Here is a 13,719-nt window from a genome sequence, read left to right on the forward strand (position 1 = left end):
GGACTTGCCGATGGCAGAACATTCGCCATGCAAGCAAGGCTCCAACGGCAATACCACAGGCACGAGAAACGGAGACAGGCATGCTGCAAAGCGCAATATTTCTCAGCTATCTGCTGCTCAGCCTGGCGCTGCTGGGAGCCCTGGTGCGGCTGGTGCGCGGCCCCACCCTGCCCGACCGGGTCGTGGCCCTGGAGCTGATGGCCTCGCTCACCGTGGCCTTTATCGGCATCTATGCCCTCAACAACGACCGGCCCGCCTTCCTGGATGTGGCCATGGTGCTGGCGCTCACCGCCTTCCTCACCGCCGTGGGCTTTGCCCGTTACCTGGAAAAAGGAGGCCACCGAGGTGATCAATGACCTGCTGGTATCGGTGATGATGGTCGCCGGCACCTTCTTCATGTTTCTGGCCGGCATCGGCGTGCTGCGCATGCCCGACTTGCTGATGCGCCTGCACGCCACCACCAAGGCCGGCACCCTGGGCGCCGGGCTGGTGATGCTGGCCGTGGCCACCCACTTCCTGGATGCCGGCGTCACCGCCCGCACCCTGGCCATCATCCTGTTCATCCTGCTCACCGCCCCGGTGGCCGCCCACGCCATCGGCCGCGCCGGCTACTTCGTGGGCGTGCCCCTGTGGGACAAGATGCTCAAGGACGACCTGAAAGACCGCTACGACCCGGACACCCACATCCTCCACAACCCGGACGACGACAAGAACCCCTGACGCACCACCCACCTCCCCCTCTCCGTAGGAGCGGCGCTTGAGCCGCGAACCGGAGCCCTGGCGACGGAATCGCCCGCAGGGCAAGCCTGAACGGGTTCGCACCTCAAGTGGTGCTCCTACAGTCAGCCCCGCCTGCCGAACCCGCCCAATTCCGCTACACTCTCCCCACTCACTCATCAGCAGAAGCCGAGCACCATGTCCGCAGCCGAAAAACCCATCATCCTCGTCGATGGCTCCTCCTACCTGTACCGCGCCTTTCACGCCCTGCCGCCGCTCACCACCTCCAGCGGCCAACCCACCGGGGCGGTGCGCGGGGTCGCCGCCATGCTGCGCAAACTGATGAAGGACTACGACCCGGAATACATGGCGGTGATTTTCGACGCCAAGGGCAAGACCTTCCGAGACGAACTGTTCGAGGAATACAAATCCAACCGCCCGCCCATGCCCGACGACCTGCGCGAGCAGGTGCAGCCCCTGCACGACCTGATCCGCGCCATGGGCCTGCCGCTGATCATCGAGGAAGGGGTGGAAGCGGACGACGTGATCGGCACCTTTGCGCGCATCTTCGGCGAACAGGGCAAACCGGTGCTGATCTCCACCGGCGACAAGGACATGGCCCAGCTGGTCACCGACCAGGTCACCCTGATCAACACCATGAACGACGCCCTCTACGACATCGACGGCGTGGTGAAGAAGTTCGGCGTGGGCCCGGAGCTGATCATCGATTTCCTCGCCCTCATGGGCGACAAGGTGGACAACATCCCCGGCGTCCCCGGCGTGGGCGAGAAGACCGCCCTGGGCCTGATCCAGGGCCTGGGCTCCCTGGAAAACATCTACCAGAATCTCGACAAGGTGGCCGAACTCAGCTTCCGGGGCGCCAAGACCCTGGGCAAGAAACTGGAAGAACACAAGGAACAGGCGTTCCTCTCCTACAAGCTCGCCACCATCAAGCTGGACTGCGAACTCAGCGAAGACCTGGACGACCTGAAACTGCAAACCCCGGACGCGGAAAAACTGGCCGAGTATTACCGCACCCTGGAATTCAAGGGCTGGCTCAAGGAGCTGCTGGGCGGCAAGGACCCGGTGGCCGAAGACGCGGGCAAAGACGTGGAAATGGACGCGGATGACGATGCGCCCGCGGCCCCCACGTTCGGCCGCGACGCCTACGACATCGTCTACACCCAGGCGCAGCTGGACAAGTGGATCGACAAACTGAAAAGCGCCGGCGAGTTTTCCTTCGACACCGAAACCACCAGCCTCAACTACATGAACGCGGAACTGGTGGGCTTCTGCGTGGCGGTGGACGACAAGGCCGCCTACATCCCCTTCGGTCACAACTACCCCGGCGCCCCGGACCAGCTCGACAAGCAGCTCGTCATGGACGCCTTCAAACCGCTGCTGGAAGACGACAACCTCAAGAAAATTGGCCAGAACCTGAAGTACGACATGAGCGTGCTGGCCGAGGACGTGGGCATCACCCTGCGCGGCGTGGCCTACGACACCATGCTGGAATCCTACGTGCTCGATTCCGTGGCCACCCGCCACGACATGGATTCCCTGGCGCTCAAGTACCTGGGCCGCAAGACCATCAGCTTCGAAGAAATCGCCGGCAAGGGCGCCAAGCAGCTCACCTTCAACCAGGTGGGCCTGCACGAAGCCAGCCGCTACGCCGCCGAAGATGCCGACGTGACCCTGCGCCTGCACCAGACCCTGTGGCCCAAACTGGAAAAGGAAGGCCGCCTGCCCGAAGTGTTCCGCGACATCGAACTGCCCCTGGTTACCGTACTCAGCCGCATCGAGCGCAACGGCACCTACGTGGACGCCACCCTGCTCAAGCACCAGAGCCAGTTCCTGGCCAAGCGCATGGCGGAACTGCAGGAAAAAGCCTTCGAGATCGCCGGGCAGGAATTCAACCTGGCCAGCCCCAAACAGCTGGGCGAGATCCTCTACGAAAAGCTGGAAATTCCGGTCATCAAGAAGACCCCCAAGGGCGCGCCCTCAACAGCGGAACCGGTACTGCAGGAACTGGCCCTGGAATACCCCCTGCCCCAGGTAATCATGGATTACCGCGGCGTGGCCAAACTGAAGAACACCTACACCGACAAGCTGCCGGAGCTGATCAACCAGCGCACCGGCCGCGTGCACACCTCCTACCACCAGGCCGTGGCCGCCACCGGGCGTTTGTCCTCCAGTGATCCCAACCTGCAGAACATCCCGGTGCGCAGTGAAGAAGGTCGCAAGATTCGCCAGGCCTTCCTCGCCCCCAAAGGCAGAAAGATCGTCGCCTGTGATTACTCCCAGATCGAACTGCGCATCATGGCGCACCTGTCCGGCGACAAGGGCCTCACCGACGCCTTCGAAAAAGGCCTGGATATTCACCGCGCCACCGCCGCGGAAGTGTGGGGCAAAAGCCTGGACGAGGTCAGCGACAACGACCGCCGCAACGCCAAGGCCATCAACTTCGGCCTGATCTACGGCATGAGCGCCTTCGGCCTGGCCAAACAGCTCGGCCTGCCGCGCAAGGAAGCCCAGGACTACATCGACCTGTACTTCGAACGCTACCCGGGCGTAAAACGCTACATGGAAGAAACCCGCGCCCAGGCCTCGGAACAAGGCTACGTGGAAACCCTGTTCGGCCGCCGCCTCTACCTGCCGGAAATCCGCAGCAGCAACGGCCAACGCCGCCAGGCCGCCGAACGCACCGCCATCAACGCCCCCATGCAGGGCACCGCCGCGGACATCATCAAGATGGCCATGATCCAGGTCCACGACTGGCTGGACACCACCCACTTTGATGCCAAGATGATCATGCAGGTGCACGATGAACTGGTGTTTGAAGTGGCGGAAGATCAGGTGGAGGATCTGGTCACGGAAGTGAAGGCGCGCATGGAGTCAGCGGCAGAGCTGAAGGTGCCGTTGATTGTGGATGCGGGGGTTGGGGAGAATTGGGAAGAGGCGCATTGAGCTTAAAAGCACCGCCCCAAGGCCGAAGCAAACACAGCAGCAGTAGAGCCTGAGACAATACCTCCCCCAAAATGGCTTGCAAAAGGGGAATAACCATGACAACAATGTCCCGCGTCCCGGGACACAGGACATCGAGAGGGGAGAAATCATGAAAAGTCAAGATATTGGCTTGCTGTTCAAGTTAATCTCGCTTCATAAGCAGGAAGCGGGTCCTGCTGTAGACAATATAAACAAGTCATGGCCCATGGACTGGCAAGACTGGGATTCAGAACTGGATGACGAGCACCTAGGTGCAAAGTCGAGCCAAACCGCACCAAGCGAATATCTTGCTTCCCGATACACTGCTAGATCGCTTGAAGAAAGCCTGGGAATCAGCAAATCTCAGATCAACCTTTCTCTAAATCGTTGTTTAGACATCGGACTGATAAGAACTGATCGGAAAACCGGTCTACCACGCACGAACACCCGGGCACTAATTGAGTTTATTGTTTACGGCATAAAATATGTGTTTCCAACCAAGCCCGGCTCTCTTACTCGGGGAATTGCCACAGCTTTTGCTGCTCCGGTCTTAAATGAAAAACTATTTACAGCAGGCGAGCTCATTCTGGTTTGGCCTTACGCTAGAGGAAACACCAAAGGGCAAACCTTAGAGCCCTTGTTCAAATCAACCCCATATGCCGTAAAGAGAGACCCTGAAATGTATGCGATGCTTGCTTTAACAGATGCAATACGGGTAGGAAAGCCAAGAGAGGCCAATCTTGCGGCAGATTTTCTTAACAAGCGACTGAGCCTGAATTGATGACAAATTTTGCTGCAATAAGGCATATGCTGGAAAAAGTAGCTGAGGCTCTAGGTCCAGAACTATGTGAGGAAGTGACATTTGTTGGGGGATGCGCTACTAGCTTGCTACTAACTGATGAACTAACCAAAGAAGAAGTACGCGCGACAGATGATGTTGATTTAGTAGTAAATACCATTGGCACCATTGGATTTCATAAATTACAAAAAACGCTAAGAAGCAAAGGCTTCAAGGACCCTGGAATTACCGGAGACGACCCCCCCACCTATTTGCGCAATGCTAATTGGAGGTCTTCAGGTCGATTTCATGCCTGACGATGAAAATGTTCTAGGCTTTAGCAATCGCTGGTATAAATCAGCCATGGAAACATCCACATATCACGACCTCACACCAGAAATAAGAATAAAACTCGTCACTCCTGTATTTTTTGTGGCCACAAAATTAGAAGCTTTTAACGGTCGAGGCAATGGTGATGCACTATCAAGCAGAGACATTGAAGACATCGTAAATCTAGTTGATGGCCGAGCGGAGCTCGTTGATGAAATTATAGCGGCAGAAAAAGATGTTAAGGAATATATAGCCTCCGAAATCATAAAACTACTATCAAATCCCGATTTTGAGAGTGCAGTTTCAAGTCAAGCCAAAGGGGACCATGATCGACAGAACATTCTTTTTGAAAGACTTGAGACAATATCAGAACAAACCCAATAAAAAACTAGGCAACAAATGGAAATATTCTGGACCAGCCAAAAAGGGAAACAAAGAAAGCGCAATAATGATGCAGTCGCGATCGGCTATTTTAAAGAAACGCTAGTTGCAGTCATCGTGGATGCAGCCGAGCCGAAGAGAAACACCATTTCCGGCGTCGATAAAAAGGGGAAGTTCTTATCGATCCACTGGGCTGATACTTGCCTAGTAGAAATACTGAAGAGTATCGACTCATTAACCGAAAAAACTTTAATCGGCATACTACATAAAAAACAGAAAGAGCTGCGCCACCATTTTTTATTTGAAACCGCCTGCTATGGAATAATGATAATGGATACCATGACAGGTGAAATACAATGGTATTATACCGGCGACTGCCGACTTGGAATACAAAAAAATAAAGGCGAGCCGGAATGGCTTGACACCCCTCATAGGATTGATAATTTACCAATTTTTAATGATTTCCATCATGGGGAAAAAGACCACATCTATAGATCTCTTAATTCCCGGCGATTCTTTGCTCCCGAAATCATAAAAACCACTCTAAATAAAAAAAATCAGAACACAGTTATTCTAGCCACCGATGGTTACTGGCATGAACATCTTGAAAAGAAACAGCCTCTATATATGACTGATGATGATGCCAGCTTTCTAGTTATCAATCACGGCTCAATCAATAACCAAATTAAAACCGACGCCCCAAATTTTTTTGTGGCTTACCACCTACGAACCACACCCATCACCTAGGTCCCGGAACCAGGGTCAGGCCTTGCCCCGTGTCCCTCGAACTATCCGACTCACTCGCGAATAGTGCAAACCAAAGTAACGCCCTATCTCTCGCATACTATAAGCCCCACTCTCATGGGCCGCGAGGATGGCGCTGTTTCTATCCAGATGGGAAGCAGCAATATCGGACAGGGAACCGCGCAACCGGGGTCAGATACCCTCTTGAACTTCAAGCCCCGCCATCGGTATTTCTGCCTTAAAGGGCTGACCTGATTTCAATACACCATAAATCAGGTGCACCAGTTTTCGCATGCTGGCGCCTACGATAGCTTTCGGGGTCAGCCCACGTTGTTCTAGGCGTTGGGCCATGGCGATGATGGCGGGGTTGTGATGCTTGGCAACCATGCCAGGCATGAACAGCGCTTTTCTGGCAGCGGTGTGTCCGGCCCTAGATAAGCTGCTCCGTCCATTCAGCGGGAACCGGGGTCAGGCCTCCGATTTCCCACAAAAGCCCTACTTCGATCCATTAGGGAAAGCAAATTCGAGAAGGGGTCACGCACACCTTTAGCCAACAATCATTCCCCACAACCTCCGCCGCCATCACCACCGCTACCGAAGTCGGAATCGAACGCTCCGCCTACAGCAATAGCAAAGGGGCCTGCAACAGGTACCAAGCTAGCCCCTTTCCCCAGGGCCGAAGCCACAACCTCTCGCATGTCCGCAATCTTTTCTTCCGTGAACACAGCCGTCTCCAACGCCTTTTCATCACAGAACAACAAGCATGCGTACTCGTCGTAGTGTGTATTCAACCCAAGATCGCTCACCGTTCGCATCACTTGAGCTGGCGTATAAGGAGGCGAGCCGCCATAACGACTCGAAAGCGCCTCGGGCAGTAACCTTTGATACTTATGAATAGCAGCATCCCTTCTGCTCATATGCCTTTCCTACCGGAAACAGTGTAATCACCGTTTCAGAATAGCAAATCCAGGGAACTGATGAGCCAGCCGGAGGAAAGGGGAACGAGGAAAGAAGGGGCAGGCACATATTTAATCTGCAAAAACATGGCCTTATCGTTACCCTCAGGTCAAGACCCACGGTAACAGGCCGCGCAGGGCTGCCGGTTAGATCATTGAGGCCGGCCAACCTATAATCCGCCGCCAAGAGAATGCAACGCCCACAAGGAGTCCCCCATGGCAGCGAACGATCCTCTCTGGCGGCGGCCACGCCATTACATGGATACTGACGACGCCCACGATCATGTGCATTGGGTCGAGCTGTTCTTCGATCTGATCCATGTGGTGACGATCTTCATTCTGGGGAACTACCTCTCCCACCACATGGATTGGCAGGGCTTCTGGGTATTTACCGGGCTGTTCCTGGCGATTTTCTATGCCTGGGCGGACAGCTCCGTCTATAACTCCCTCTATATCTCCACGGACATGCCCCATCGCGCTGCCATGGCGCTGCAGATCGTGACCATGATGTTCATCGCCGCCGCCATTCCTGACGTGGCCGGCAAGGGGTGGACCTATTTTGCGCTGGGCTACGCACTGAACCGGACTATCACCGCCTATCTGTACTGGCGGGCGCGCTGTGTTGGCGACGCCACCGATACACTGGCACACGAGCAGGGACGGAATTTCTTTGTGCTGGCCGGGCTGTTCGCGCTGTCCGCGTTTTTGCCCAAACCCCTGGCCTACTGGGTGTTCGGGGCCAGCGTTGCGCTGATCCAGCTGCAGTACATGCTGCCGCGGATCGGGACACTGCGGTTCGCCCGATTCGTTCCGCGCCTCGGGCATATCTCTGAGCGCTTCGGCCTGCTGATGTTGATCCTGCTGGGAGAAGGCTTCTTCAAGTTGGTGCTGACTCTGGCCGACAAAGGAGTCTACAAAATCGGCGCCGGCACCTTCTTCAATGTGGCCATGGGCGGCCTGTCGCTCTTCGCGCTGGCCTGGGTCTATTTCGACAGCGCCGGCAACGCCAAACCGAAGAGCCGCGACATCGGTGTCCTGGTGGGATACTGGCTGGCGCACATTACCATCCTGTGGAGCGCGGTGACGATTGGCGTGGCGCTGGCCGGCGAAGTGTATGTTGGCCTATTGGAGCCCTACCCGACGGGTTACGGTGCCCTCGGCTCGGTGGGTCTCGCCGTCTTTCTCGCCGCGCTATGGATACTGCAGCGGCTCGTGGCGGAAGACAGCCATGCCTGCCGCGGTCACAGCCCGGCTCTGCGGCTATTCGGTATTGTCATGGCCCTGGTCGTGCTGGCCGTGCATCCTTTCGTGCCCTCGATTATCGGCAACCTGCTCTGGGGGCTGGCGCTGTTCTCGCAAATTGCCGTGCCGCTTTATCGGGCGGCACGTGACATGCCGCATTTTGAGCGACAGTGATAGAAGGGGGGAGTACGCTCCCCCTACCGAATATCATACTTCTCCGACCACAACCGCAGATCTTCCAGAATATCCAGCGCACTGCGCCCCAGCTCGGTGAGCTCATAGGTCACGGCAATAGGCCTGTCGTTGATCACCGTTCTCAGCACCATCCCGCGGGCCTCCAGCTCCTTGAGCCGCTGGTCGATCATCTTCTTGGTGGCGCCGCCGAGCAGGCGATTCAGATCATTGAAGCGTACCGGGCCATCCTTGAGGTGATAGATCAGCGAGCCGGTCCACTTGCCGCCGATAATGCGCATGCCCCGCTCGATGGCGCAGGGTTCCATGCAGGCATCGATGACTTTTTTCCTGCCATAACCATCTGTTTCGATGCGACTTTTCATTTTTTCACCGCCCTAAGCACCAGGTTTCCAAAAGGATACTAATTGATCCACGCCAACAGGTATAAATAGTATACCTGAAATAGATTGGTAACCAGCAACCCGCTGTCACCTTCACCTGTTTCATGGAGACTCTGATGAGCAACATCCTGATTATTAATGCCCACCACCCCTACCCCTTTGCCGAGGGCAAACTCAACGCGTCACTGGTGCAACGGGCCAGCGAGCAACTCCAGGCCAATGGCCACCAGATCCGCATTGTGGAAGTCGACAAGGGCTGGGACGTGGAGCAGGAACTGGCCCACCACCAGTGGGCCGATGTGATCCTGCTGCAGACCCCGGTGAACTGGATGGGAGTGCCGTGGGTGTTCAAGAAGTACATGGACGAGGTTTACACCGCCGGCATGGGCGGAGCCCTGTGCCATGGCGATGGCCGCACCGAAGCCGCCCCCAAGGCCAACTACGGGGCCGGCGGCACCCTTAACGGCAAGCGCTACATGCTCTCGCTGACCTTCAATGCCCCGCAAGAAGCCTTCGACGATCCACAGGAATACCTGTTTCAGGGCAAGGGCGTCGACGACCTGCTGTTCCCCATGCACATGAATTTCCGCTTTTTCGGCATGACACCGCTGGATACCTTTGCCTGCTTCGACGTGATGAAGAATGCCCAGGCAGAAAACGATTTTGTGCGTTTCCAGCAACATCTCGACACCCACCTACCGGCAGCCTGAGGGAGCAACCATGATGAAAAGATACGCGACTCCGGCCTTGCTGCTTGGCATGGCCCTGAACGTGACCGGTTGCACCACCGCCAGCCATGTACAGCACAACGCCGCCCACGTGACCTCCCCGGATCAGTACCGGGTATTGCTGGAGAATGACCAGGTGCTGGTACTGGAAATGGTGCTCGAACCGGGCGAATCAGACTGCCCGCATGACCACCGCGATGAAACCGTCTATTTTCAGAAAGGTGGCTCCCTGCGTATTACCCTGCCCGGTGGCGACGCCATGGATGTCACCGTGCCGGATGGCCATGTGATGTGGCACGAGGCCTGGTCTCACCAGGTGTCCAATACGGGAACCCAGCCAGTGATGGCGATCATTGTCGAAGAGAAGCCCTGAAGCTGGGTAACGGTTGGCGGGCCACCAGGCTCGCCAGCGCGGCCAATAAAATGCGCAGAGCAGCAGCTGCACCCGTTTTCGGATGCTGGCAACTATGATGGCTTTGCGACCTAGCCGCGTTGCTCAACGCGTTGGGCCCTGCCCCTCAAAACGCTCTTGAACCCACGTCATCAAATAACCAGCACTCTCATCCCGGGCATCATGGCCTACGCCAGGCAGTCGAATGATCTGGATAGTCTCTCCCCGCCGGGAGCGTCGGCTCACTGCCTGCTCGCTTAGCGCGATGGGGATGAGAGCGTCTGCGGTGCCGTGGGCTATGACCATGGGCACCGCAATCGGTCCGTCGGGGCTGTTGTGGTCGAACAGCCCAGGCCAGGGTGGTGTGGCAAGGATATCCACGGCCAGGTACTCCTGCGGGGTGCGCAGGTCTGCCAGTGCAGGCAGGAAACCGGCCGGGGCGGTGAAGCAGGGGCGAATCATCCGCTGGAAGGCGTCGGCGGCATCCGGTTTGAGAATGGCCTGCAGGCTTGCTTCGGCATACACCTGATCCCAGGCGGCAAACACCATGCCCATGAAGATACCGCCGGCGGGTTTGTCCTGGTTATAGGCGGCGATCTTGCGCAGATTGAGCGCCGGCGCCGAGGCGGCGACACCTTTCAGTGTGAGTTCCGGGGCATAGTCTGCGGCCAGCTGCCCCACCCAGAAGGCGGTGTTGCCGCCCTGGGACGCGCCCCAGACCACGAATGACGAACCAGCCCCACTCTCCGGGATCTGCTCCGCGGCCCGCACCATGTCGAGCACACTGTGGGCAGCGGTTCTGCCCACCATATAGGGATGGATGCCCGGCGTGCCCAGCCCCGGATAGTCGGTGATGGCCACCACCCACCCCTGCGCCAGCATGCCGGCCACATCCGGGGTCTGCTGATAGGGATCGCGGGTATGGCTGACACCGCACTCCGGGCGAATGCCGGTGGTGCCATGGGCCCAGGCCACCACCGGTCGCGGCGTGCTGCTCAGCTTGTCCGGGGCAACCACGGTGCCGGTCACCGCCAGTGGCTTGCCCTGTTCATCCGTGGACAGATACATGACCCGCCAGGCCCTGGCCCCTTCCGGCAGTTTGGCGTGGGAGGATGCCTGCCGAATCACGCTCCCCGGAAGCGCCTTTGGCAACGGTTGTGGCGGCTGATAAAAGGCGGAAGGCTGCTGCGGCACGGCGGCAAAATAAAGCCCTACCGCCAGCATGACGCTGATGGCCATGACCCCCATCAACAGCAGGGCTGTCCTGCAACGCCCGGACTGCCTGAACCTGGATTTTCCTGGGGTAGTCATTGCCACTTTTCCCTGTCAGCCTGATTTATTGCGGTCGATTCCCTGACCCTGCATCCCTTTGCCACGGCACCCGTCATACATCGACATCAGCATCGCCCTGCAAGACAAAATACCGATGACGGGATTTGAAAAGCAATAAACCCCGGCCTTGCCTACTTGCCCCTCAACAGGCTCTCCACCCCCTTGAGGCTGTCCGGCTCACGGGCCAGCTCTTTTTTTGCAAAGGCTTCGATGGCTTTTTCATGGGCGTACACATAGGCAAAGAAGTCCTGCTCCTGCTTCTGCGCGTGGGTCTTCAGGCGCAGAAACTTTTCCTGGAAGGGCCCCGTGGCGTTACGCACCAGGGTCATGGCCAGACGCCAGGGCATGACGGCCAGAGCAGCCCCCTCCGCGCGGCCTTTTACTGCCCAGCCTTTAGGCTCCAACACCGTCTGGCCGGTGCTCGCCATGTAATCCAGATAGCGTTGCAGGGTGTGCGCTTCCAGCGCCTTCAGTGCCAGCCATTTTGCCTTGCGCTCCGGGTTGCGGGTGAGTCGGGCGGCGGTATCAAACACTGCCTGTCCGTACACTTCGGATTCGTGAATGCGCTGCAAGTCGGCCTGATATTCGGGGTAGTTCATTCTCTCTCCTCGGCTCAGGCAGCGGCGGCCGTCGCCTTGTATTGTTGGGTGATGGCGGCAATGGCCCGATCCAGGGCACGCCCAAATTGCTCCGTGCTTTCCATGAACGGCATGTGGCCCACATTCCAGAACACCTCGGTGCGTGCGCGGGGCACACGATCCGCCAGTAGTACCGACTGAGACGCAGGCACCACCGGGTCGTGGGTGCCCACGAATAGATGGCAAGGCACGCGTATCGCATCGAGCCGATGGCCGATTTCCAACCTGCTGATGCCATTGAACAAGCAATACAGTGCCCGGGCATCCTGCGCCCGGGTATCGGCGCGAATATTGTCGAGCATGGCCTGGCTCATGGGGTGGCGCAGGAAGGCGTTGCGATCGCGGGCCAACAAACTCGCAAAGGTCTGCTGCACATAGCGGCTATGCCGGGCAATGGCGATATTGGCCGCAAACAACGGTCGCCCCCACTGGCCCTGCGCAGCCAGTTTCACCAGCAGGCCTTCTACTCCGCCCCACTGGCCACTGTGAAAACCCGCGATGCTGACCAAACCGGCCAGCAAGGGCGAGTGCTGAATGGCCAGATTCAGGGCCACGAAGCCTCCGGTGGAGTGACCCACCACGATGGCCTTACGGCCCTGCAGTAGCTGTTCCAGGGCGCCGTTCATAATCCGGTAGAACCAGTCGTCATCGACCTGATCCGGATGAAAATCCGCCGGCACGGTGGAGGGCGAATGGGCAGGCAGGCTCAAGGCATACCAGGGGCGGTTGTCGCGGTAGTCCGCCGGCAGGGCAGTCCGCCAGAAGTTCACCGACGCCAACACCCCATGGATGAACACCACCGCGGGTTCACCGGGCTGCACCAGGTGTTCATTGACGGCCAAACATGCCAGCCGATGCCCCTCGATATCGACAAATCGTTCTGTGACTTTCATGCGCGTTCCTGCCCCTTCTCATGCGTAATGGCGAAGACCCGTTTCTCCACAAGGATGACGGTCACCGTATGGGGCAAGACTAGCGATGAAGGCAGGAGGCGTATTGAACGAAACAGCTACGATTGATGAGCCTGTTGCCAGGCGTGCAGGGCGTCCATGTAGGTCAGGCCGAAGGACTCGGCGAAGGCTCGACTCATATGCGGCAAATCACTGAAACCCGCCTGCATGGCCGCATCCATGGGATTGATCCCGTCCAGCAGCGCATCCATGGCCATCCTCAGCTTGAGCCATTTTTTGTAGCTGCGCAGGGGAATGCCTGCCTGCTCCACGAACCAGTGGGAGAAACGGCTGGGAGACAGGTTCGCCTTTTTTGCGAGCGCATCACGGTCCGGGTCCTCACCGGCGCGCAGCTGCGTGGTGATGGCATCCACGATATCCCGAAAACGGGGATCCAGCGCCGCGTCCGACTCCGCACCCACCAGCAGATCCGAAGCCAGCAGGGCATGCAGATCGCTGCTCGCCGACAGCTCGCGCAGCGGCGCGGGCAGCTCACCCTCCGTCAACACCCGCCAATCCTTGCCGCTCGCCTGGCCCAGAGCCTTGAGCGGAGAGACGGTTAACGGATCAAAATAAATAGAACAGACATAACCGGAAAATAACCGGTGCTTCACCTTGGACGACAGGAACACGGCCCGGGCATGGCGCCGCCCGGAATTCCCGGCTTCAAATTCCAGCTCCCCTTCCAGGGCAATGGTGAGTTGCGACGCCCAGTGGCTGTGCGGATTATTCGGCCCCACATGCCCACGGAAGATGGCCACACTGTCGGAAAAAACGATATCCAGTTTCCAGTCTTTTTCCATGGCTCAGGCGATCCTGCTGTTATTCAATCGAGAGAAGGGGTGCACGCCAATTCCTTACCGTCATTAGGCCGCTCAAAGACGGTGGCCCGGGGGCTCCCGAGCTGGACGACCAGCTTCCGTTGCCTTTTCCTTGATCCAAGCACGACAGTGCGCGCCTTAGTGACCCATC

The 13,719-nt window shown here is 57.9% G+C and carries 17 protein-coding genes; 10 read left to right on the forward strand and 7 right to left on the reverse strand.

What is annotated here, in order from left to right:
* Positions 1-80: 80 nt before the first annotated feature.
* The 7 genes from C4S63_RS07385 to C4S63_RS07410 all read left to right on the forward strand — a co-directional run bounded on the left by C4S63_RS07385 (position 81) and on the right by C4S63_RS07410 (position 5,938).
* Positions 81-356, forward strand: a complete 276-nt coding sequence (locus C4S63_RS07385) for a cation:proton antiporter (protein WP_062815253.1) — start codon at positions 81-83, stop codon at positions 354-356.
* A gap of 16 nt (positions 357-372) precedes the next feature.
* Positions 373-720, forward strand: coding sequence for a monovalent cation/H(+) antiporter subunit G (gene mnhG, locus C4S63_RS07390; protein WP_234999968.1), 348 nt, complete (start codon positions 373-375; stop codon positions 718-720).
* Positions 721-915: 195 nt separating this feature from the next.
* On the forward strand, positions 916-3,684 hold the full coding sequence (polA, locus tag C4S63_RS07395; protein ID WP_103917187.1) for a DNA polymerase I: 2,769 nt from the start codon (positions 916-918) through the stop codon (positions 3,682-3,684).
* Between the two features lie 148 nt (positions 3,685-3,832).
* Entirely contained in the window at positions 3,833-4,483 is a 651-nt protein-coding gene (locus tag C4S63_RS07400) for a hypothetical protein (RefSeq protein WP_103917188.1), read from the forward strand.
* Positions 4,483-4,797, forward strand: coding sequence for a hypothetical protein (locus tag C4S63_RS17440; RefSeq protein ID WP_200819520.1), 315 nt, complete (start codon positions 4,483-4,485; stop codon positions 4,795-4,797). The genes C4S63_RS07400 and C4S63_RS17440 overlap by 1 nt, the downstream gene beginning before the upstream one ends.
* Positions 4,790-5,194 carry a hypothetical protein gene (locus C4S63_RS17445; protein ID WP_200819521.1) on the forward strand — a complete coding sequence of 135 codons (405 nt, stop codon included), beginning with the start codon at positions 4,790-4,792 and terminating at the stop codon, positions 5,192-5,194. Before C4S63_RS17440 ends, C4S63_RS17445 begins: the two co-directional genes overlap by 8 nt.
* A 15-nt stretch (positions 5,195-5,209) precedes the next feature.
* Positions 5,210-5,938 (forward strand): hypothetical protein, encoded by a 729-nt coding sequence (locus tag C4S63_RS07410; protein ID WP_103917189.1) that lies wholly within the window; start codon positions 5,210-5,212, stop codon positions 5,936-5,938.
* A gap of 189 nt (positions 5,939-6,127) precedes the next feature.
* Here C4S63_RS07410 and C4S63_RS07415 read toward each other — a convergent pair whose 3' ends face one another.
* Together C4S63_RS07415 and C4S63_RS07420 are read right to left on the reverse strand one after the other, a co-directional pair.
* Positions 6,128-6,331 carry a hypothetical protein gene (locus tag C4S63_RS07415; RefSeq protein WP_200819522.1) on the reverse strand — a complete coding sequence of 68 codons (204 nt, stop codon included), beginning with the start codon at positions 6,329-6,331 and terminating at the stop codon, positions 6,128-6,130.
* Between the two features lie 161 nt (positions 6,332-6,492).
* Positions 6,493-6,852, reverse strand: coding sequence for a DUF6559 family protein (locus tag C4S63_RS07420; RefSeq protein WP_103917190.1), 360 nt, complete (start codon positions 6,850-6,852; stop codon positions 6,493-6,495).
* Positions 6,853-7,107: 255 nt separating this feature from the next.
* Here C4S63_RS07420 and C4S63_RS07425 point away from each other — a divergent pair, with 255 nt between their 5' ends.
* Complete coding sequence (locus C4S63_RS07425; RefSeq protein ID WP_103917191.1) at positions 7,108-8,307, forward strand: low temperature requirement protein A; 1,200 nt, start codon at positions 7,108-7,110, stop codon at positions 8,305-8,307.
* 23 nt (positions 8,308-8,330) lie between these two features.
* On the opposite strand, the gene C4S63_RS07430 is transcribed toward C4S63_RS07425, so the two are convergent.
* Positions 8,331-8,690, reverse strand: coding sequence for a helix-turn-helix domain-containing protein (locus C4S63_RS07430; protein ID WP_062815248.1), 360 nt, complete (start codon positions 8,688-8,690; stop codon positions 8,331-8,333).
* A gap of 134 nt (positions 8,691-8,824) precedes the next feature.
* On the opposite strand from C4S63_RS07430, the gene C4S63_RS07435 reads away from it, so the two are divergent.
* Positions 8,825-9,418 carry an NAD(P)H-dependent oxidoreductase gene (locus C4S63_RS07435; RefSeq protein WP_103917192.1) on the forward strand — a complete coding sequence of 198 codons (594 nt, stop codon included), beginning with the start codon at positions 8,825-8,827 and terminating at the stop codon, positions 9,416-9,418.
* Between the two features lie 10 nt (positions 9,419-9,428).
* Positions 9,429-9,809: a hypothetical protein gene (locus C4S63_RS07440; RefSeq protein ID WP_103917193.1), complete on the forward strand. Its 381-nt coding sequence runs from the start codon at positions 9,429-9,431 to the stop codon at positions 9,807-9,809.
* 123 nt (positions 9,810-9,932) lie between these two features.
* Here the strand turns inward: C4S63_RS07440 and C4S63_RS07445 are convergent, their stop codons facing one another.
* From C4S63_RS07445 to C4S63_RS07460, 4 genes are all read right to left on the reverse strand, one after another.
* Complete coding sequence (locus tag C4S63_RS07445; RefSeq protein WP_103917194.1) at positions 9,933-11,138, reverse strand: lipase family protein; 1,206 nt, start codon at positions 11,136-11,138, stop codon at positions 9,933-9,935.
* Positions 11,139-11,290: 152 nt separating this feature from the next.
* Positions 11,291-11,758 carry a hypothetical protein gene (locus C4S63_RS07450; protein ID WP_103917195.1) on the reverse strand — a complete coding sequence of 156 codons (468 nt, stop codon included), beginning with the start codon at positions 11,756-11,758 and terminating at the stop codon, positions 11,291-11,293.
* A 14-nt stretch (positions 11,759-11,772) separates the two neighbouring features.
* Positions 11,773-12,690 carry an alpha/beta fold hydrolase gene (locus C4S63_RS07455; protein ID WP_103917196.1) on the reverse strand — a complete coding sequence of 306 codons (918 nt, stop codon included), beginning with the start codon at positions 12,688-12,690 and terminating at the stop codon, positions 11,773-11,775.
* Positions 12,691-12,806: 116 nt separating this feature from the next.
* The gene (locus C4S63_RS07460; RefSeq protein WP_103917197.1) at positions 12,807-13,550 is read right to left on the reverse strand and encodes an AraC family transcriptional regulator; all 744 of its coding nucleotides are present in this window, start codon (positions 13,548-13,550) and stop codon (positions 12,807-12,809) included.
* Positions 13,551-13,719 lie beyond the last annotated feature (169 nt).

This window comes from Alcanivorax sp. DSM 26293, assembly GCF_900107995.1.
Classification (GTDB): Bacteria; Pseudomonadota; Gammaproteobacteria; order Pseudomonadales; family Alcanivoracaceae; genus Alcanivorax.